General features: G+C 62.8%; 21 protein-coding genes and 1 pseudogene. 6 read left to right on the top strand and 16 right to left on the bottom strand.

Annotated features, from left to right (window positions below):
* Positions 1-161: 161 nt before the first annotated feature.
* The 4 genes from MTBLM5_RS13395 to MTBLM5_RS13410 are packed head-to-tail and all read right to left on the bottom strand — an operon-like array spanning position 162 to position 3,896.
* Positions 162-506, bottom strand: a complete 345-nt coding sequence (locus MTBLM5_RS13395) for a DUF2190 family protein (protein ID WP_173976602.1) — start codon at positions 504-506, stop codon at positions 162-164.
* Positions 507-509: 3 nt separating this feature from the next.
* Positions 510-716: a phage head-tail joining protein gene (locus MTBLM5_RS13400; RefSeq protein WP_173976603.1), complete on the bottom strand. Its 207-nt coding sequence runs from the start codon at positions 714-716 to the stop codon at positions 510-512.
* Complete coding sequence (locus MTBLM5_RS13405) at positions 716-2,515, bottom strand: prohead protease/major capsid protein fusion protein (protein ID WP_173976604.1); 1,800 nt, start codon at positions 2,513-2,515, stop codon at positions 716-718. The genes MTBLM5_RS13400 and MTBLM5_RS13405 overlap by 1 nt, the downstream gene beginning before the upstream one ends.
* Positions 2,508-3,896, bottom strand: coding sequence for a phage portal protein (locus MTBLM5_RS13410; RefSeq protein ID WP_254431047.1), 1,389 nt, complete (start codon positions 3,894-3,896; stop codon positions 2,508-2,510). Before MTBLM5_RS13410 ends, MTBLM5_RS13405 begins: the two co-directional genes overlap by 8 nt.
* A 350-nt stretch (positions 3,897-4,246) precedes the next feature.
* Between MTBLM5_RS13410 and MTBLM5_RS18940 the strand changes: the two genes are divergently transcribed.
* The 5 genes from MTBLM5_RS18940 (at position 4,247) to MTBLM5_RS13435 (ending at position 7,747) form a co-directional block, all read left to right on the top strand.
* Complete coding sequence (locus MTBLM5_RS18940; protein WP_254431048.1) at positions 4,247-5,017, top strand: hypothetical protein; 771 nt, start codon at positions 4,247-4,249, stop codon at positions 5,015-5,017.
* 260 nt (positions 5,018-5,277) lie between these two features.
* Positions 5,278-6,294: a magnetosome protein MamD gene (gene mamD / locus MTBLM5_RS13420; protein WP_068432164.1), complete on the top strand. Its 1,017-nt coding sequence runs from the start codon at positions 5,278-5,280 to the stop codon at positions 6,292-6,294.
* A gap of 252 nt (positions 6,295-6,546) precedes the next feature.
* Positions 6,547-7,176, top strand: coding sequence for a hypothetical protein (locus MTBLM5_RS13425; RefSeq protein ID WP_173976605.1), 630 nt, complete (start codon positions 6,547-6,549; stop codon positions 7,174-7,176).
* Positions 7,177-7,198: 22 nt separating this feature from the next.
* Entirely contained in the window at positions 7,199-7,387 is a 189-nt protein-coding gene (locus tag MTBLM5_RS13430) for a hypothetical protein (protein ID WP_008621331.1), read from the top strand.
* 36 nt (positions 7,388-7,423) lie between these two features.
* On the top strand, positions 7,424-7,747 hold the full coding sequence (locus MTBLM5_RS13435) for a hypothetical protein (RefSeq protein WP_173976606.1): 324 nt from the start codon (positions 7,424-7,426) through the stop codon (positions 7,745-7,747).
* Here MTBLM5_RS13435 and MTBLM5_RS13440 read toward each other — a convergent pair.
* The 12 genes from MTBLM5_RS13440 to MTBLM5_RS13495 form a co-directional block, all read right to left on the bottom strand.
* Positions 7,739-8,188 carry a hypothetical protein gene (locus MTBLM5_RS13440; RefSeq protein ID WP_173976607.1) on the bottom strand — a complete coding sequence of 150 codons (450 nt, stop codon included), beginning with the start codon at positions 8,186-8,188 and terminating at the stop codon, positions 7,739-7,741. The genes MTBLM5_RS13435 and MTBLM5_RS13440 overlap by 9 nt on opposite strands.
* 20 nt (positions 8,189-8,208) lie before the next feature.
* Positions 8,209-9,714 carry a vWA domain-containing protein gene (locus tag MTBLM5_RS13445; protein WP_173976608.1) on the bottom strand — a complete coding sequence of 502 codons (1,506 nt, stop codon included), beginning with the start codon at positions 9,712-9,714 and terminating at the stop codon, positions 8,209-8,211.
* Between the two features lie 13 nt (positions 9,715-9,727).
* Entirely contained in the window at positions 9,728-10,531 is an 804-nt protein-coding gene (locus MTBLM5_RS13450) for a hypothetical protein (protein ID WP_173976609.1), read from the bottom strand.
* A 196-nt stretch (positions 10,532-10,727) separates the two neighbouring features.
* Positions 10,728-12,581 (bottom strand): phage terminase large subunit family protein, encoded by a 1,854-nt coding sequence (locus MTBLM5_RS13455; RefSeq protein WP_173976610.1) that lies wholly within the window; start codon positions 12,579-12,581, stop codon positions 10,728-10,730.
* Positions 12,571-13,083: a hypothetical protein gene (locus MTBLM5_RS13460; RefSeq protein WP_173976611.1), complete on the bottom strand. Its 513-nt coding sequence runs from the start codon at positions 13,081-13,083 to the stop codon at positions 12,571-12,573. Before MTBLM5_RS13460 ends, MTBLM5_RS13455 begins: the two co-directional genes overlap by 11 nt.
* Before the next feature lie 483 nt (positions 13,084-13,566).
* Entirely contained in the window at positions 13,567-15,003 is a 1,437-nt protein-coding gene (locus MTBLM5_RS13465; protein WP_173976612.1) for a phage/plasmid primase, P4 family, read from the bottom strand.
* On the bottom strand, positions 14,993-15,853 hold the full coding sequence (locus tag MTBLM5_RS13470) for a bifunctional DNA primase/polymerase (RefSeq protein WP_009868901.1): 861 nt from the start codon (positions 15,851-15,853) through the stop codon (positions 14,993-14,995). Before MTBLM5_RS13470 ends, MTBLM5_RS13465 begins: the two co-directional genes overlap by 11 nt.
* Before the next feature lie 2 nt (positions 15,854-15,855).
* Positions 15,856-16,182, bottom strand: coding sequence for a hypothetical protein (locus MTBLM5_RS13475; RefSeq protein ID WP_009868902.1), 327 nt, complete (start codon positions 16,180-16,182; stop codon positions 15,856-15,858).
* Positions 16,182-16,403: a hypothetical protein gene (locus MTBLM5_RS13480; protein WP_041042988.1), complete on the bottom strand. Its 222-nt coding sequence runs from the start codon at positions 16,401-16,403 to the stop codon at positions 16,182-16,184. Before MTBLM5_RS13480 ends, MTBLM5_RS13475 begins: the two co-directional genes overlap by 1 nt.
* A complete protein-coding gene (locus MTBLM5_RS13485; protein ID WP_173976613.1) occupies positions 16,403-16,657 on the bottom strand; it encodes a hypothetical protein in 255 nt (84 codons plus the stop codon). The genes MTBLM5_RS13480 and MTBLM5_RS13485 overlap by 1 nt, the downstream gene beginning before the upstream one ends.
* A gap of 150 nt (positions 16,658-16,807) precedes the next feature.
* Positions 16,808-17,611 (bottom strand): hypothetical protein, encoded by an 804-nt coding sequence (locus tag MTBLM5_RS13490; protein ID WP_217425030.1) that lies wholly within the window; start codon positions 17,609-17,611, stop codon positions 16,808-16,810.
* A gap of 36 nt (positions 17,612-17,647) precedes the next feature.
* Positions 17,648-18,805, bottom strand: a complete 1,158-nt coding sequence (locus MTBLM5_RS13495; protein WP_173976615.1) for a site-specific integrase — start codon at positions 18,803-18,805, stop codon at positions 17,648-17,650.
* A 495-nt stretch (positions 18,806-19,300) separates the two neighbouring features.
* Between MTBLM5_RS13495 and MTBLM5_RS13500 the strand changes: the two are divergent.
* Positions 19,301-19,879, top strand: a pseudogene (locus MTBLM5_RS13500) (transposase); the annotation flags it as partial.

Here is a 19,879-nt window from a genome sequence, read left to right on the forward strand (position 1 = left end):
TCGCAGGTTCAAATCCTGCCCCCGCAACCAAATTAGCCCGTAAGTCCAACGACTTACGGGCTTTTTGATTCTTGGGCTGCGATGGCCGGAAAGTCATGTCAACGACGTGTCAACAAATCCCCAGGCGGGCGTTGGCGCGGCGTGTCAACGCTTGGCGACCGTTACGCCGCTGCCGTCGCCACCCCGTCCAGACGCACCCGCACGGTGACGGCGCCATTGCCGGCGGCGATGATGGCGACGCCGATGGGGTGCAGTCCGGCGGTGGGTAGGGCGATCACCTTGGCGGTATCGTCCCACGCCACCCGATCACCCAGCGCGACCACCGTGGCCGGGGCCTTGGGCAGATCATAGACCCCGGTGGTGGCGATTTCCACATTGGTCGCTTCCGATGCCGTGGTGGCGGCGATGCCGAACAGAGCGCCGACGATCATGCCCTGGCCCGAGGCCAAGCCCCCGGTCGGGGCCGGAACGGTTATCATGTGGCCATTTTGGATGAAGTTCTTCATGGTCTATACTCCCTTGCTGGAATTGATCCGCACCTGGGTGACGCGGGTGTTGGTGCCGAGGCGGCGTTCCAGGTCGGCCAGGGCCGAGGCCATCTCGGAATCGGAGCGATACTCGACCTTGCGCCCGTCGCATTCCACCGTGCGGGTGCCGGCATAGCGGGCGCGCAGCAGCGCCTCCCGCCAGGCCAGCAGTTGGGTGGTGTCGGCCATTACGCGGCCCCCGCATTGGCGTACCAGCCCCGGTGGTCGACGAAGCCGGCGCCGAAATCGAGGATCACCCGGATCTCGACACCATCCACGTCCCAGCCCGACTTGCTCTCCACCTGCGGCCCTTCGCTGCCCGACAGGTAGGCGAATTCCAGTCCGTCGATCTCGGCCGGATCGGCGGTGACATACCACCGGCCGGCGCTGGACAGGCGCGGCTCGACCACCATGGTCAGCGAGCCGGCGAAGGGGTTTACGTCGGCCGCCTTGGCCGCCGCCACCGAGGCCAGCCAGCGCTCGGCCTCGGTCTCCAGGGCCGGCGGCACCAGCAGGTATTTCGGCGTCACCCGGATGATGCGGTCCTCGATGCCCTTCTGGGTGCGCAAGCTGAGCCGGGCCGCCGACAGGGTGGTGTCGGAGATGGCCGCGCCCGCTCCGGCCTTGTTGCCGTGGTCGGCATGGAACAGCGGCTTGCCGTCGGACAGCTTCGGCCCGTTGCCGGAATTGGTCTCCACCAGATCGACCAGCAGGCGGGCCTCGGTCTCGGCCGCCCCTTGGCCCATGCGGCGGGCGAGGTCGGAGAAGGCGCCGAGATCGTCGTTGACGATCACCTGGCGGGTGATGCCGATCTTGCGCGCCCAGGTTTCGATTTTGTAGGCCTCGCGGGCCTCGGCCATGGTGCCGGCCTTGATCTCTCCGTGCTCGCCCAGCTTCTCCAGCAGGGGCGCTTCGCCCAGCATGATCTTGTTGACGGCGCGGAAGTCCCGCGCCGAGGTCTGGCGGCCCAACTGGCGGATGCCCGAGGGCGCGGCCTGATAGGCGGCGCGCAGGGTGCGGCCCACCGTGTCGCCCAGGATGATACCGAAATCGCTGGTGGTGTGCAGCGCGCGGGTGACCATGGCGGCGGGCGACAGGCCGGTGACGGCATGGCCACGCAGGGTGAGCAGTTCTCGCGCCATCTCGGCGCAGGTGGAATAGGCATAGCGCCGGGCCGGTTCCGAAAGCGCGTGCGCCGGATTGATGCGGGCATAGAGCGCCTCGCCCATCTGGCGGGCGCGGGTGTCGGGATCGTCATGGCTGGCGACGTGCTCGACGCGCACCTGTTCGGTACGGATCGGGGCATTGCTGCGCTGGGCCAGTTCGGCGAAGGCGGCGCGGCGGGCCTCGTCGGCGCTGGCGTCACGGTCGATCAGGCCATCGACGAAGTCTTGCCCCAGCCCGGCAACGCGGGCGACGGAGCGGATTTCGGCATTGATGGCGGCGCGGGTGTGGATACCATCTCCGTCGGGGGTGGTGGTTGCGGGTTCGGGCATTCTCTCCTCCATGCGGATATGGGCGCCGGGATCGGCCGGCGTCGGGACCAGGGAAATTTCGATGGGCGTCCAGCGGATGGCGGTCAGCACCCGGACGCCCTTGTCCAGGCTCTCGGCCCAGTGCTCGACGGTGTAGCCGACCGAGATGTGGCGCAGGATGCCGCTCACCACGTCCTGCCAGACCGGCTCCACCTCGGGCCGGGCCGAGAATTGCACCAGGGCCACGCCCTCGTGGCCATCGACCGAGGCGGAGCGGACGGTGCCCAGCACGTCGCGCACCGCGTCCTGGCGATGGGCGTCCAGCACCGAGGCACCGATCAGGCGCGACAGGTCCACCGCCTCGGGGGCCAGCGACAGCCGCTCCTCGTAGGGGCCGGACAGGTCGCGGCGGCGGACACCGGCCCCGGTGCTCCACACCACCTCGGCGGTGCGGGCCTGGGCGTCGATGCTGGCGGGGGCCAGGGTGCTGCGGCGGGTGATCAGTTCAGCCATTGGGCGCCTCCATAGTCAGGCCGAGGCGCTTCTCGCGTTCACGGTCGGCGGCGATGGCGGCGTCCACGTCCTCGGCATCAAAGCCGCGTTCGGCGATGCTCATGCCTCGGCTCTTCAGCCCTGCCTTGATCTGCTCGATCTCGGCCCGCGCGTCCTTCAGCGGATCGACCCAATCCCATTTCGGCGGCAGCCAGTCGCAGGCCAGGAAGGCGGACGGATCGCGGTCGAAACCGGCGGCGGGCAGGTGGCCGGCCAGCACGGCGAGCCGCACGAAGCGCTCCCACACCGGGCGACAGAATTGATGCACCAGGACCGTGTGCTGGACCTGCTCGATACGGCGGCGGAATTCGACCAGACCGGCGCGGATGCTGGAATAGGTGACGCCCTCCAGGTCACCCGAGACCAGTTCGTAAGGCAGGCCCAGCCCGCTGGCGATGGCCCGGATGTGGGTCTTGGTGTAGGCGCCGTAATCGCCGGGATCGGCCGGGTCGGAAAACTGGATGTCGGCGCCGGGCGGCAGCGGAATCAGGCTGCCCGGTTCCATGCCGACCTGGAGCACCCCACCGATGCCGCTGCCGTCATTGAAGCCGGCCACCGTGCCGTCGGGATCGCGGATGAAGCCGGTGAACAGGGCGGCGACCTTGGCCTTGACCAGGGCCGCGTCCTCGTACTGATCGAGTTCATGGACGCGCAGCAGCACCGGGGCCAGCCAGGTGATGCCGCGAACCTGCCCCGGCGCCAGCGGCTGGAACAGATGGGCCATGTCGCCGGCCGGCAGGCGCACAGTGTCCAGCGACAGCGGCGCGAGTGCGTCGCCGGGGCGATGGGCATAGCAGTGATAGGCGACGCGGCGACCATTGGCGTTGAACTCGATGCCGGCCCGAATGCAGGCACCGGCCCCGATGTCGCGGTGAAGGTCGAGCGGCACCTGTTCGCGGTCGAGCAGGTCGATGGCCAGGGGCAGCGGGGAAACGTCCGCGGCAACGCGCAGGCGGGCGAAGCTCTCACCGCTTTCGACCATGGCGCGGAAGGCCAGGGCCTGGAGGCCGTAGAAATCGGTCAGGCCGGCGGCATCGGCCCGATCCGTCCAGCGGTCCCACAGCGAATGCAGGGCGTCGCGGACCTTGGCATCGGGGTGGCGCGAGCGCGGCTTGATGCCGGCGCCCACCGCATTGGCCGCCAGCGACTGCACCGCCGCCGACACCCAGGGATTGTTGCGGGCGTACCAGCCGGCCCGCCGTGCCGCCGTGGTAGCACCGGCCTGGATCGAGCCATTGAGCCCGTCCACCGTGCGGGCGCCGTCCCAACGCCGACCACCGCCAGCCGCGTCAAACGAGCGGCGGCGGTCGAGCCCAACGGCACGGAGAAGGGATTTCCACATGCCCCCGATTATCGGAGACGGCGGATTCCCTGGCTATTCAGAGAGTTTGGGAAAGATTGGTGGGGAGAAGCAGAAAGGAGGTGTGGTCGCAACTGTCAGCAGGATTTTCAAACGGAAATGGCGCAGAAAGACAGGAGTTGGAGCATCACGGTCGCTCTTGGCCCCATTGTATGAGGGCCTGCCGACAGGCGGATTTAAAGGGGCGGACCTGACCCACAATGAGCCATTTTAAATGGGTTCTGAAGAGGCGTCTTGTTGACGGCATCGTGATACGATAACCTTTAAATTATTAGTACTTTTTGCGCAAACAGCACCGTAGTTATGGCCTTCCGAAGCATTGGGGATGCTGCATGAGTTCACCTGACGCCCTGGGCAAGCTCGGCCACCTCAAAAGTGGCGCTGGTGCAGCGAAAGTTAAGTCTGTAGGTGCCATTGTCGGAAAGACGGTACTCCCGCCCTCTAATCTATCTGGGGTGGGCGCTGGAGCTGCCAAGGCTGCCCCTGCCAGCATCGCTCTCGGCAAGATCAGCATCCCCTACACCCACCTTACCGGGGTCGGCTCCGGAACTATCAACGTGACCTCAGCCGGGATCGCGAACGGGACCAAGCTGGTTTCATCCATATTTTCCGGAAAAGGGCTGAGCCTCGGCCTCGGCTTAGGTCTCGGCGCTTGGGGGCCTGCATTGCTTGTGGGAACCGTATGCGTTGCTGGGTATGGGGCCTATCGGATGTATGCCGCCAATCCAAAGGGCAAACCCCGCTCTCGGACCAAGAGTGGTCAAGAGACCGCCACACTAGTCTCCCAAGTCGCGTCAATGGCTGATGCTGTTTTCGCCGCAGGATACGGAGCATTTAGAAAGCTGGTATCCTCACCTGATGATGAAGCGGCCCTGGCTGCGGAGCTTGCCGCCGAAATTGCAGCCGCCGAGAAGCTAATCGCCGAGGCCAACGAAGCTGAGAAGCGTGCATTAGCGGCTGGCGCCAATGCCAAGCAGGCCATCAAGTTAGCAGCCGCCGCCAAGCGGAGGGCAAAAGCTGCTTTGGACCTTCAGCATTCAACAGAGTCCAAGCTGGCGGCTACTCGGGCGCGAAAGCGGAAGGAAGCTGCCGCCAAAGTGTAGCCCATTTTCATGAAGCATTATTTCCAGAAAAACGAAAACTCACAATCAGATCGCCCCCGCACTTAGTTGCGAGCGCCTCTTACTATTAGATCAAACCAGCATCCACAATAAATTTCTCTGGACAGATTTCGCCTCAGCTTGCGAGAATGAGGACGTATTATGATATATGCGCATACCAGCCTATATCTCTCCGAAGGGGCTCGGGGTATCGTCAGCAGAACGGTTTGTCGCTCTGCTTCATTATTTAGGGAGCTGTTAGCATGCTTGACCAAATGATCATGGCCAAGGTCGAGGGAACCACCCAGGCAGCTCTCCTGTCGTCGATGACCGGAAATTCCTACACGGTCGGTCAAGTTACGGCTGCTGGAAATGGAATGGGACACTGGTTGTTCCTGAACCCCGCAGGCGCTACCGCTGGAAAAGGGGCCGTCGCCCTCAAACTGGAAGGTGCCCGTCAGGTCGCACAGTTGTCGGGGATGGTGGGCAAGACCGTTACCATCGGAAAAGCCCCCCTCGTTGCAGATGGCGTGAGCAAATGGCTTGTGCTGTGCCCCAAAGCCGGTATCGCGGCAAAGGGCGCTGCCGTTGCTGCGGGCGCTGCCGGTGCTGGTGGTCTGACTGCTGCCGCCACCCAGGGCGGCGGGAACGGCATGATCATGATGAAGCTCGAGGGCGCAAGACAGGCCGGGCAGGTCCAGATGATGACCGGCAAGACTTTCATGGTGGCGAAGACCACTGCCGCCGGGAATGGAGCCGCCAATTGGCTCTTCCTTCAGCCCGTTGGTGAAACCGCTGCCACCATGAAGGATTTGGTTGTTCTCAAGGTTCAGCATGGAGCGGGGCAGATGCCTTGGCTGGTCGGCAAGACCTTCGCCATTGGCGAATCTCCGATGATGGCCGGTACGACGAGCAAGTTCCTGGTTCTCAATCCTGTGACTGGTGTCGCCGCCAAGGGCGCGGCCGGAACCGCAATCGCTGCCAAGGGTGCCATGCAGACTGTGGCATTGCAGACCGCCGGTAAAACTGCTGTAGCGGGTTCGGTTGCCAAGGGTGCCGCTGCTGGTGCCGCCACAAAGGGTGCCGCTGCTGTCGGCACTCTATGGACTGGTACCGGCATGAGCTTGGGCCTTGGCTTGGGACTCGGCGCGGCTGGTCCTGTCATCCTGGGTGGCGTCATCGCCGCAGCCGGTTACGGCATTTACCGCTACCGCAAGGCCCGGACCACCTCGGCAGCTTCCGAGGTTGATGATGCGATCTCGGACGCAGTGACGGCTTAGGCAAGACGATATGCTTGCCCCTTACGTGTTCACACTTCGTGCGGTGTAAGCTCGGCATGAACAGGAGGGCGTTGGTCTGTGACTAATGTCCCTAAAAAAGGCAGAAAGCGGGCAAGTTCCTGTTCCAATGCATCAGGTGAAATACCCTGCACTGCTGCGTGTGCAAGCATTGTCACGCCCCCATCGGAGCGTAAAGACAACGACGAAGAGCGTGGGGGCCGAGGCACATTCATTGAAGAATGCCTCGCCCTCATGCCCAAGGTTGAAGCTGGTCTGAGTGCATACCGATTATCAGCAATTGCCCATCCCGAAAGCCCCCCAAGTAGCATCATTCGTTTCATGGCCAATGGTGCATCTGCCCATACACTGACGGATTTGGCATGCTTTGCGACGGCGTTTGAAGCGGCCCTACTTTATGGGGAAACGGAGGGATGGACGGATAGTCTGACCGAGGTTTCCGAGAAGAGCTTCGCCATGCTGTCACTTCATTTGGAGGTGGCTAAAGCCGGGGCGGCCTGGAACTCCGATTGGGACATTGATTTAGTTGCAGACCTGATGATCGCCGCCAGCTCGCTGGACCAAATTGTGGATAAAGTGGCGGATAACTCACCACACCAATCGGGCATGAGCGTTGGCGAAGAAAGCTCCTCGGCCCATCTACCCCCCAGCCCACAGATGTCCCAGGTTCACTATCACAAGCAAGCCTCCACCCTTTGGGATGGTCGGGAAAGTCTATTTCTCAAGCTTTGGAGCGTTTTGTCACGAACAACGGCGACATGGCCGAGTGTGAAAACGAGTAAGCCTATCAGCACGGTCAAACGCCCTAAAAAAGCTAGGCACTCGCGCGGCGAAGACGATCCGATCCTGGAAGCTCTTCGCTAAATCAGAGAGTTGGGAGGATATTATGATCACAAGCACAGTGACTGGATCGAAAATCGCTGCCGCAAGTGCTCCAGGCTTGGGCAAAGCCGCCATCCTGATCTTGAGCGCCAGCATGGGTGTCGGTGTCTTGATCGGCTTGTCACTGGCGACCGCTGCGGGCGGTTTCTATGTCTGCCGCAAGTTGTCCGGTGCGGCTGAACCCATCACATAATGTTGCACTCATTCCACATCTAGGATGCAATGTCCCATGGATGAGGACGAATTGGCGTTGCTTGCATCAAAAATAGTGATTCCATGGTCTCGCCGGAACGGGATTTTCGACGATAAGCTCTTCGATTTGAACGAGGTCATTACGCAGTCGATGCGTAACATTCTCGACCCAAACCCAAAGAAAATCACTGCGGTTCGTAGCAGCACCCCCAGTGAAATCAGATGCCGGGAATCTCTACCCTCCCTCGTCCATCTGTTCTTTTGCGAATCCTGCGGAAAGATTTTCCGTAACATGGCATCAGAACTTCACCACAAGCGGTTCTGTTCCTCTAAAGATGAGCAGCACCATCAATTAGGATAAGCGGATTTTCATCGGGTCAGCAGCGCCGAGGCGTTTGGCCTCTACGTCAAAGGCTTGTTCCCAGACAACACGAAGTCGGGACTTTTGCTTCCCAGCCATCGGTCCGCTGTTCCAAACCTTGCCACTTGGCCCCAACAATGGACACTTGGGGTATGCGGCTTTCAAGGCTGCCTTCAGAGCGTTTGCTTGGGCCATAAGCCCCTCGTTCGCAGCCTTCTTCAACCCCAACTCACGCTGTGTGGCCTTAAGCTTCTCCTCAAGCTCATGGATGCGTTTTTCAAGCTGATGAACTTGCTTGACTGTCGGTGGCTTCTGCTTTGGTTCGGGGGAAGATGGGAGGACGGAGGCACCGAGAGCATGTGCGAAGTCCTCAACCCTATCTCGAGCAACCTGAAGTTCGTGTCCCACGAAGTCCAGGGTGTCATCAATCAGATTGCTCATGGAAACCTCCTGTCCCTTGCTCACTGCTTTGTGGCGGTCTGGTCGATCCGGGTTATGATTTCTACCCACCGCATCCAGTCATCGAGATTGTTTTCAAACTCGATCAAAAGGGCAACGGAGCGACTACCATCACGACGGATTTCCTGAAATTTCTTCACCCCCAGGACCACATCCATATTCGGGCAGATAATCTTGGTGACGGCCTTGACCTCGGCTCCATGAGTCTCGAATTTGACGCCGTGCATGGAAAGATTGATGGCAGCTGTTTCCCGCTTCTCACCATCCGCACTGATCCATTGAATTTCCATGGCTCCGGAAGGCACTGCAACACGCAATGAGAAGCGCCGCTCGACTTTAACAGCTTCGCTCTCCGCGATAAGTAGCTTCCGTCGCAATTTCTCCGCGTCATCAAGGGCACCTTTGACCTTGGCGTCAATATACTGGGAGGCAAGGTCCACCGGAACGGCTGGTTCAGCCTTAGCAGCCGCTCGTCGCCGGTAGACGATCAAAGCTCCAATAACACCGCCCAACAACACAAGAACAATCCCCCATATGGGTGACTGACTGTCTTGCGTATTCGCAGGAGCTGCGGGCTGGGGCGCAACCGGCTCAGCCACCCTTGTTTCAATGGTTGGGGATAGCGGTTTGGGGGCTGGTTGTTCCCTCGGCTGAACCTTCGCAGCGATCTCGGGAATTGTGGTCAAGGCTATAGCAGCTCGATGCTCGTGATCGTCCGGTAGGGCTTCCTTGACGATAGCACTGGAATGCTGCTGCAAGGCCGTCATGGCCTTCTGCAACTGCTCGACAGGGTTTTCCTGGGCGGCGACCCGCATGGGCAGATATTGGGCACCCGCTGCCTTGGCCCAAGTCTTCAGATAATAGGAGGTTCCGGACAAATCCCAGATGATCAGCCGATCACCGATCAGTTTGGCGATGCCCGGCATCTGGCCTTCGATCAGATCGATATTGCGGGCGTGGTAAAGAGCGCCGAGTTTTTCAAACCGCTTCCGCTTCGAGACCCCGGCATCCTTCATCTGCTGATACTGGCGGTTTAGATCGTCATAGCGGGGGTCCGCTTGAACCTCCTTGCTGAGATAACCCAGCTTGGCATCCCAAATTTCCGGCTCGCCATCGGATATGATCACGGCCAGTTTCGTCGAAGGCTTCGCATAATTCAGCAGATAGCGGAAGGGCATCTCCAAATCTGTCGCTTTGCCAACCGTTTCAATGCCATCGATGGCCCGGTTCACGGCATTGATGTCGGTGGCGGTATCACGGTCGATGGCGAGGTGACGGTACAGCGCTTCGTCAAACCCAACAATTTCGATCTTATACGGATTATCGAAGGTCTTCAGGAAGGTCAGCAACCAGGCCTTGGAGGCGAGTTTTGGATCATGCTTTCCAACCGATCCCGATTGATCGAATAGAATGATAATGTCCGGCTGCTCTTGGGCTGAAACTGGGCGAACCGGGCCAAGAAAAACACTGACAATCAGAGCGGTGGCTAGAATGATGCGAGCAAGCATGTCCACCTCCCGTCTATTCTAGGTTGGACAGAATGGTCGAACGCTTCTCAGCCAGGAAGTCCTTGATCTCGGTTTCGGCTATAAGCTTACGCTCAGAGGCGAAGGTCGAGAAATATTCGTGGATGCTATCGAATTCGGCTGTAACTTTTTCGATCAGCTGACGCCGCAAGTCAGTGACCTCAGTCTGATAGCTGCTCTCGAACCGCTCCTGAAGCCGCGACTTCTCGGACTCCGTCCACGCCATGATCTTGGACAGCGCCAGTTCCTTCTGCGCGGCGACGGACTCCTCCATTTCGGCTATTTTTTCCCGGCGGCGCTCGTCAATATCCCGATCCAGTTCGGCCATCTCAGCCTCAATCTCACGCTGCCGAGCCAAGAGAGTGGTGATGCTCTCATCGAGAGCGTCCTTGGTCCGGGTGAGGTCAGTGACATCAGAGGACAAGTCGTCCACATACGTTCTCTTGCGGTCGGCCTCCTCCTGAAGGTCGGAGATTAGCTCTACCAACTTCTGCTCAACCTCACGAAGCTCTCTCACACGGGTCTCAGCAGCACCCCTTGTCGTTATTGCAGCATTGATTTCTGCTTGCTCGGCCGCCAGCTTCTCGGCTTTACGGGCATCCACGCCCTGCTCAAATTCACGGATAGAGGCGAGAAGCGCATCTTCTCTTGCGGCAAGCGCATTCACCCGAAGCTGAAGCTCGGCCTTCTGCCGGGTCAGCTTCCCAGCGTCATCGATGCTCTGAAAGTTTATTGAACGGCTATCTTTGGGGACTGGTTTTGTCTTGTTGCGATCAGCCAGTTTGGACACGCCAACCATGACGGCCAAAAATCCACATGCTGACAGAGCGATAAGAAGTATCGGCATAATCCCCCCCCAAATGGGCAACGGCCATAATCGCTTAGACTAGCACATCCGGTATTACCGCCCATGCCAAAAGCCGATAGCCCCCAACAGGGTTGGTAAATGACGGTTTGTGGCACAACCCCCCGGTCGCTCAAGATATGAATCTCGCCTACCCCATCCACCGCGACCGGATCTGCGCCAGCGCCGGGCGGGCGGCGGGAGCTGTGCTCGGCATGACCGGCGCCCCCCGTGTCGGCAGCATCGCCATCGCCGCCGCCTCGTCGTTGAGCCGCAGCCCCATGGCCACCAGCCCATGCAGTGCGGCTGTGGCGTAGACGAAGGTGTCCAGCGCCTCGTTGCGCTCGCCGTCCCGCTTCGGCTGCCACGAGCGGATGGGGCGGCCCCGGTCGTAGCGGGTGACGACCCGCTCGGCGGTGAGCTGGCGGAAGTAGTCGGCATCCATCCGGCGGGGGAAATGGACGGCGCCGGGGCCGGGTTCGGTCAGGCGCAGGCGGGCGTAGAGGGCGTCCTTGACGGCATCGACGCCGACGATGAACAGCGGCACCTTGCCGCGCACACGGGTGGGGCGGCGCGGCCAGACCGGGATGCCGGCGCCGCCACGGCCCTTGATCGCCCAGATGCGCCGGGCCAGCCGGGTGCGGCAGAACTCGTATGCCGCCTTGGTGTGGTGGCCGCCGGTGTCGATGCAGGCGGCGCGGATGGGCAGGTCGGCGACAGATTTGGGATGGGCGAAGGTGGTTGCGAGATAGGAATCGAGATCGGCCCAGACGCGCGGGCCGGAGGGATCGCCCCACAGCACGCGATAGTCCACCACCCAGGTTTCCTCGTCGGCGCCCCAGGCGACCACTTGCACCTCCAGCCGGTCGCCCTGGACATCGACGCCAGCGGTCAGCACGGTGGCCGCCTCGGGCAAGCGGTCGCCCCAATCCTCGCGCCGGGCCATCAGCGGATCGGCGGGCACGGTATCGCCGGCCTGGTCTTCCCAGGATTCGCCCAGCTTGGTGTTGACCCAGACCTGCAAGCGGGGCGGATCGGATTTGACGCGGCCATGCTCGGTGGCGATCTCGGCCCAGGTCTCCCATGGGCTGTACAGCGCCGACAGGTGGAAGCCGGCGGTGCGGCCATCGCCCGCCGTCGTGGCCCGCCATTCGCCTGCCGCCAGCAGGGCGGGCTTGTCGTGCTCGTGGTGGATGCCACCGCAGGATTCGCAGATCAGGAACGCCTGATCGCGGCGGCCCTCGGGCCAGCGGATGCGCGCCCAGGTGATCGGGGCCATGTCGCCGCAATGCAGGCAGGGCACATGGAAGTAGCGCTGGTCCGAATCCAGGAATGCCGCCTCGATGCGGGAATGGCCCTTCAGGGTCGGCGTCGAGACCATGTAGATTCGGCGCCGGCCCCGGAAGGTGGCGGTGCGCTGGATGGCGAGATCGACGGGATCGCCTTCGCCATCCGCATCGCCGGGATAGCCGTCCACCTCGTCGAGGAAAAGGTAGCGCACCGGGGTGGAGCGCAGGCCAGCGGCGGAATTGGCCCCGGTCATCACCAGTTGGCCGCCGGGGAAGGATTTGCGGAACAGGCTGTTGCCGGCATCGCGCGACCGGGCGGGCGAGACCAGTTCGCGCAGGGCCGGGGTGGTCTCGATCAGCGGATCGATGCGCACGGTGGTGTTGCGGCGGACCATGTCCAGCGAGGGCTGCACCAGCATGGTGATGCCGGGCGCATTGTGGATGATGTAGCCCAGCCAGTTGAGGCCGGCCTCGGTGCCGCCGGTCTGGGCGCCCTTCATCAGCACCACCCGCTCGAAGGGGCTGGCGGTGGACAGGGCGTCCATCACCGCCTTGAGATAGGGCGTGCGATTGGTGCGCCAGCGGCCCGGCTCGGCCGAGGTCGGCGGCAGCACCCGGTTGCGGTCGGCCCACTCCGACACCGGAATCGGCGGCTCGGGCTTGATGCCCCGCCGCCACGCCCGATCCACCACGGCCAGGGCGGTTTCATTCGCCATCGCGCAGCGTCCACACCGGGGTGTCGGACAGATGTTCCAGATGCTCGCGCATGAAGCGGTCGAGCGCCGCGAAGGTCGTCTGGGGATCGGCGCTGGTCTCGGCCGCCAGCAGCGGCGCGGTGCGGCTGACCCAGGCCATGTGGGCATCGCGTTCGGCCTTGGCGCGGGAGAACACCGCCGCCGCCGCTTCCTTGGCGTCGATCACCTGGCCGCGTTCCTTGTCGTAGGCGAGGCGGGCGCGCTGGACCTGCACCACCATGTACATGCGCCGGGCTTCGGACAGCGACAGGGTGCCGGTGGTGGCCGGGGCCGGGGTGCCGCCCTTGTTGCGCCGGGCGGGATCGAGGTTGCTTTCCATCCAGGCCAGCCCCTCGGCAATGGCGATGGTGCCGTCGGGCTGGACCGGCAGGCCGTCGGCGACCAGCTGCGAGATGCGGCCCTTGGTGAGGCCGACGCGGGCGGCGAACTCGGTCTTGGTCTCGACGGTGTTTAGTTTAGTCATTGTGCGGCCCCAGGCTGGCAAGGTCGCGCGCTGAGGCTCCCCGCATAGGGAAAGGCCCAGGAGGAACCGTGCCTTCCGGGCTGGTGGAGGACGTTCCTTCGTTCGACCTCAAAGACAGTATAGCCTGGGCGGCGGACCAGTTCATTGGGAACGATTTGTAGAGATTGTGAGGGGATGCGTTGCTTGAGACGGGGTGGTGAAACGCCATCCTCCTGCCCTGATCCGGGAAGGGGGGTAGCGAAACGTGCCCCCCCTTCAGGTCGTGGGTGGAATGCGGGCCGTGTGTCGCACCAGTGTCGCATGAATGACGCACCTGTGACGGCTAACCCTTTGAAAGTGTTGCAATGACGCACCAAGCCCCTAACCATCGCGTATGCGTGCGCGTGTGCGCACATAGGAAAGTTCTGTTGGGGTAAGTGCGTCATTGCAACACTTTCAAGGGCTTACGGTTCATGGAGGCGTCATTGATGCGACATTGGTGCGTCACCAGCCGGTGTGTCCGGTGAGAACCATGCCGAAGAAGAACCGCCCCTGACCGGTGCGGCGGTACTCGACGCCGGTGGTGTTGGCGGTGATGCGCTGGACGAAGCCGTTGATGGAGGGCAGGGTGCGGTCGGAGAAGCCCTCGGCGATGGCCCATTCGCGGAAGCGCTCGAAAGCGTGGCGGGTGGCGACGCGTGCCTCGGGGTTGTACAGCGGGCGGACTTCAACCTGCTCGGACAGCCAGGCCAGGACGGGATCGGCGCCGAACAGCCAATCGTTCATGGCGGTGCGGCTGGATTGCGGCAGGGTGAATCCCTTGTTGCGGATCAGGCGGGCAGCACCAGCGACGGCCCAGGCCAGCAGCAGATCGGGTTCTTCCTCGCCGATGCGCCGCCCGATGGCTTCGATGCGCTCCTCGGTCGGAATGACGCGGTTGAAGGACACGACCTGAAGGCGGCGTTGAACACCGCGATCCATGCCGCCTTGGAACACCGGCAGGGTGTTGGTGGCGAACAGGTGCTGGGCGACCGGGCGAAATTCGATGCGGGACTTGTATACATCGCGGCCCTGCACCGGCTCGCCGGTGACGATGGCCTTGAAGGTGTCGGAGGCGATGGCGGTGGACGAGGATAGCTCGTCGGCGGCATTGAGCAGCTTGCCGACCAGCCCGACGATGTGGCGTTCGTCGCCCATGCGACCGGCGGTGACCGAGGAAATGGCGTTGGCGGGCAGCAGGCTGCGGATGAGGTCGAGGATCTGGCTTTTGCCGTTCTCGGCGGTTTCGCCCTTCAGGATGATGGCGCGGGGCTGGCGCAGCTTGGTAGCGTAGCCCAGGGCGGCGGAGCCTGCCACCTCGGCCAGCAGATCGACCTTCTGGGCGGCATCATCGTCGCCTTTGAACACTCCGTCCAGCAGGCGGGCCAGCAGCGATCCTGCGGTGGGGTGGGCTTCGGCGCCGGGCAGCCATTGGCCGGGCAGGGTGTGGCGGCTGCGGTGGTCCTGATGGTGTGGCTCCAGAACCGGCAGGCCCTCGCCCATGAAGCGGATGAAGCCGGAGGCACAGTTGATTCCGATTGGGGCGCGGGCGAAGAAATCCTCTTCCGCCATCATGGCCGCCATTTCATGGAGAACGGAATCGACGCGGAACTTGGATAGCTTGACGTTGGACGGTTCACCAGCCGGGGTCATGAATTCGGCACCGTCATAGACATGGACGACGCGGCGCAGTTCCGGTTCGGGGATCGGGTGCCAGCAGGTGCGCTCGTAGCGCCAGAAGGCTCCCTCGGTGTGGATGATGTCGCCGAAGGCCCTCTCCAGGTCGCCGCGAACGCGCCGGGCGATCTCGATGTCGGAACCGATGTTGACGACGACGATGCGGTTGGTGTGGGCGTTGGGCTGATTGAGGGTGGCCAGGCGGTCGAGGGGATCAGTGAGCATGGTGAGCCTCCCGACGGTCGATTTCCTTGCGGGCGATGCTGCGCACGGTGGCCGACACCTCGTCATCGTCCAGGGGCGGGTTACAATGGGCGCGGTTCCAGCACAGCATCAGGTCGAGGACGGCGAACGGATCGACGCGATTGCGCAGCAGGTGGCCGGTCAGGCTGGCCAGGGCGGTGTTGCGGGTGCCCTCGGCATGGGTGGCGCCGACATGGCCCCGCCAGTCGGTACGCTCCTGGGGCGCGTCCTTGGCTGCCGGCTTGCGGCGGGACAGGCGTTGCATCAGCCACTCGGGCGGCGGTGCCAGCAGCACGTCGTTGGGGTGGTGATCGACCGAGATGGCGTAGGCGCGTCGAGAGATGTGGCGGGACGGCGGAGCGACAATGTATCCGCCATCGCCGCGCACGTCCAGGCCGGGGCCGAGCAGCCCGGCGCTGTTGGCCACCGTGCCGCCGGGGTGGCGGAACAGGATATGTTCGCCACCGCCGCCGGTCAGGAAGCGCCACGTCGGCGGCAGGGGGCCGTGTTCGGCCTCCAGGCCCGCCAGGGTGGTATCGCCATCGTGGCGGGGATCGACATCCAAAGCGATGATGCCGCTGATGGTTCCGGTGGCGATGCCGATGTTGAGCGATCTGCCATCGAACCACCGCTGGACTGTCTCCGGGTCGCGGCTGGAATCCTTGAGGCCGTTCTTCGCCAACTGCCCGAAGGGATGTTTGGCGGGCTGGCGGCAGGTCGCCTTGCCGCAGGAACATTGCAGGCTGCCCTCCCGCTCGAACGGGAAATGCAGCGGCAGGACGGCGAGGCCCAGCGACAGGTACAGGTGGGCGTGGTGGAGGGTGTTTCCCATGCTCAACCCTCCACGGCCCAAACGATGAAGGCATCCTGTTTTTGGCTTACGGGATTGTCGCTGCGAATGCGGAAGCGGACGTCGGTGAAATAGACCAGGGGGCGCAAGCCACGCGGGTCCAGATGGTCTCCAACCTGCTGGTGCAACAGATTGTCCAGCACGGTGCGCAGGCGCTCCAGGCTGGCCAGCGCCGCCACGGCCTCGCGGTGGGCAGAGCTGTCGTCGGGGGCATAGCGGGTGACGATCAGGATTTGCTCCTGGGCGTCCTTGATGCTGTTGCCGATGTCGACGTGGTCATCGGCGGCGATCAGAATATCCCACGGCAGCATCACACCACCTCCTGATTGATGATCCACTGGCGCAGGGTGGATTTGCGGGCCGCGACCTGAAACCCCAGGCGGAACGAAGGCAGGCGGCATTTGGCGCGGCCCATCAGGTAGTAGACGCGGCGGGTGAAGCGATCCTCGTCCGAGCCGAAGATGTGGCGGGCGATCTGGGCCGCGCCGATCAGCAGATCGTCGGCCAGGGCGTCGGGGGCGGGGGCGCTCATTATTTGCGGCCTCCGGCGCGGGGCGCGGACGCCTTGCGCTCGACTTGGCGCTCACGCTCCAGCAGCCAGGTGCGGATGCTGTCAATACGGTACATGACGCGCTGGCCGACGACCGTGTAGGGCGGGGACTGGCGAAGTTGGCGGTCGCGCTGGGCGGTGCGCACCGAGATGCCGCGCTGGCGGCAGTATTCGTCCTCGTCAATGTAGCCGAGGAAGATGTTGGTTTCCGCCGGGGTGGGGGAGGTCTCCGTCATGGTCGATTCCTTTCATGCCAAGCGGCGCAACGCCGCGTCGGCAATCCAGATATCGCCAATCAATCCCATGAATTAGAGGCATTAAAATGCCCATGAAATCATAATTTAATGGGGTTTTTAATGGGGTGTTTAATGGCCCCGCCGGGGTGGTCAGTGTTTCGTGGGGGTACTCTTCAGTTCGCGGTGAAGCTGGCGCAGGCTGTTCTCCAGCGAGACCGGTTTTATCTGGTGTGCGGTGGGGTGATTGCTCCGCAGCCACTCGGAAAGATACCTGCATTCCCTGGCAAGGCTGGGTTCCATGCAGCCTGCGCCAGCCCGGCGGCGCAGTTCCGGCATGATCAGGGTCTCGACCGAGGACGGGCGTCCCTGGGTGCCGCTGTACAGAACCACTGGAGGCTGGGGGATGGATTCCCCTTCGACAGGTTGGGCGTCATTGGCGACCTCTGGCGCGGCTGGGCAAGGCGCGGCCTTCGGGTGCCGTGCCGCGCGGATCTGTTCCATGATCGGATGGTCAAGGGGGATGTCTTCTGCCCGCAGGCAACGGATGGCCCGGAAGGTCATGCCCTCGCCTGTCACGATCTCACCCTCAATATCAAGAGTCAGGAAGGGCCAGTACCGGGGAGGGACCACTTCCTCTGGAGCGTCAGGGTGGCGGAGCCCAAAGGCAAACCACAAGCCCGCTTCCGCGTCCTTGATCATGGCCCGGTGAAGCTTGTTCATGGCCGTGGACAGCAGCTGGTCATGCCCTTCCATGACCGTTTGGTAAAGCTTGTGATCCTCGGCGGTGTTGTTCGCGTTTCTATGGTATAGCGCCGTTTCCTTGTCGCGGCTGTTCTGCCAGTGCTCCAATACTTCGGCCATGGTTCGCCCATCCGACATGACAGTGGTGGCGATCATGTGGTTGACGATGTCCTGTAGGGTTCGCCACTGAAGGGGAGGGACACGGCTGGCCATGCAGTTTCTCTATTCGTTCCATCTGCGGCGAGTTTGCTATTTCTTGCCCGCCATGTCGATGGTTTTGCCGACATGGTCGGCGGCGGCCCGCAGCGGCTCGTCGTAGAGGTGGGCGTAGCGCTGGGTGGTCTGCACCTGGGTGTGGCCCAGCATGGCGCCGATGATCGGCAGCGACGCACCACCGCTGACCAGCAGCGAGGCGAAGGAATGGCGCAGGTCATGGATGCGGGCGCCGGTGATGTCGGCCGCCTTGCACACAGCCGCCCAGGACCGTTTGACGTCGGTCAGCGGCTGGTCGCCGCCCTTGCCGGGGAAGACGTATGGCCCTTCGGCGGTTTCCCTGATCCGCTTCAGCAGCGTCAGGGCATTGGCCGAGACCGGCACCCGGTGTTCCTTCCGCTGCTTGGTGTGGGCGCTGGGCTTGGTCCACACCCCGGCATCCAGGTCGAACATCTCCCAGGTGGCCCCCAGCACCTCGCTCTTGCGGGCGCCGGTCAGCATCAGCATGCGGATGGCATCGGCCGACACCGGCTCGTGGTGGGCCGTCAGCGCCGCCGAGAGCCGGGACAGTTCCTCGGGCGACAGGTAGCGCTGGCGCTTCTCTTCCGGGTTGCGCAACTGGCCCGAGGCGGGATTCTTCTCGATCCATTCCCAGCGGATCGCCAGATTGAAGGCGCGGCGCACAACCTCGATGACGCGGTTGGCCCGTACCGGCGTGCCGCGACTCACTGTGATGTCGCGGTGCAGGGCCTCGATATCGGTGTGGGTGACGTCGCCCACCTTGTGCTTGCCGAGGGTAGGCAGGACCAGTTTTTCCCACATCATGGTTTCGTCGGCCTGGGAGCGGGCGGCCTTGCGCGGCAGGTGGTCGCGCTTGTAGCGGTCCCACAGGTCGCGCATGGTGGGGGCGGCGCGGTCGGCATGGCGCTCGCCCATGGGGTCGTTGCCCAGGTCCACTTCCCGCTTCAGGTTGCCGGCCTCGGTGCGGGCGGCGGCCACCGACCAGTCGGGATAGCTGCCGATGGTGATGCGTCGCTGGCGACCGCCGATGCGGTAATCCAGGATGAAGGACTTGGCCCCGCGATTGGTGACGCGCAGGCCAAATCCTTTCACGTCGGCGTCCCAGAAGAAGACCTGGGGCCGGTCGCCCGCGCTGACCCGTTTGGCGATGGCGTCGGTGATGCGTTCTGACATGGCGCTATTCCTGTCAACACTGTGTCAACACACCGTATGGTGCCGTTTGACGTGACATTGCGTCGATTTACAGAGGACATCAACAGAAAAGCCCGGAAATACAGGGGCTACAGGGCGATCCCGAAAAATATGTCAACGGATCAAGGCGCTAGATATGGGGCGTCTCATGGCTCATAACCTGAAGGCCGCAGGTTCAAATCCTGCCCCCGCAACCAAATCTATCAAGGCCTTAGCCGTGTCCCGGCTAAGGGCTTTTTGATTCCGGGAAGCACAGGGGAAGCAGAGAAGCGCAAGCTTGGGCAAAGTGGGGCGTCCGTTGAGGGCCGCGTGATAGACCGTTGGTATCCGTCCGGTGACGGCCGCCTTGCCGTTGGTGCTGTGATGCTGCCAGCCTTGGCACCACGTCGTTTGCACCGTGATGTGCCCCCGGAAAACTGGATCGTTTTGAGTTAGAGTTTTCGGATCGGATTTCCCGGCTGGGGAAGGAAGATCGAGATGAAGGCATCGAAGTTCACGGACTCGCAAAAGGCGTTCATCCTGAAGCAAGGCGCGGATGGCATTCCGGTTGCGGAAATCTGCCGCAAGGCCGGGATCAGCCAAGCGACGGACTTCAACTGGAAGCGCAAATACGACGGACTGTTGCCGACCGAGATGCGGCGACTGCGTCAGTTGGAGGAGGAGAACTCCCAGTTGAAGCGCATCGTCGCCGATCTGACGCTCGACAAGGAAATGCTGCAGGACGTCATCCGCCGAAAAATGTGAAGCCTGTTCTCAAGCGCAAGCTGGTTGACGGGCTTTGCAGGGAATGGGCCGTGTCGATCCGGCGGGCCTGCCGGATCCTTCAGGTGGACACTTCGACCTATCACTACAAACCGCGTCGACAAGAACAGGCTGGCCTTCGGCAACGGATCAAGGAGATCGCGGAGACGCGGGTGCGCTACGGCTATCGCCGGGTGCATGTATTGTTGCGCCGTGAAGGCTGGTCATTGGGGCAGAACCGGACCTACCGGATTTACCGGGAAATGGGCCTACAGCTACGCAACAAAGCCCCGAAGCGTCGCGTCAAGGCCAAGC

The organism is Magnetospirillum sp. LM-5, from assembly GCF_902729445.1.
Classification (GTDB): Bacteria; Pseudomonadota; Alphaproteobacteria; order Rhodospirillales; family Magnetospirillaceae; genus Magnetospirillum.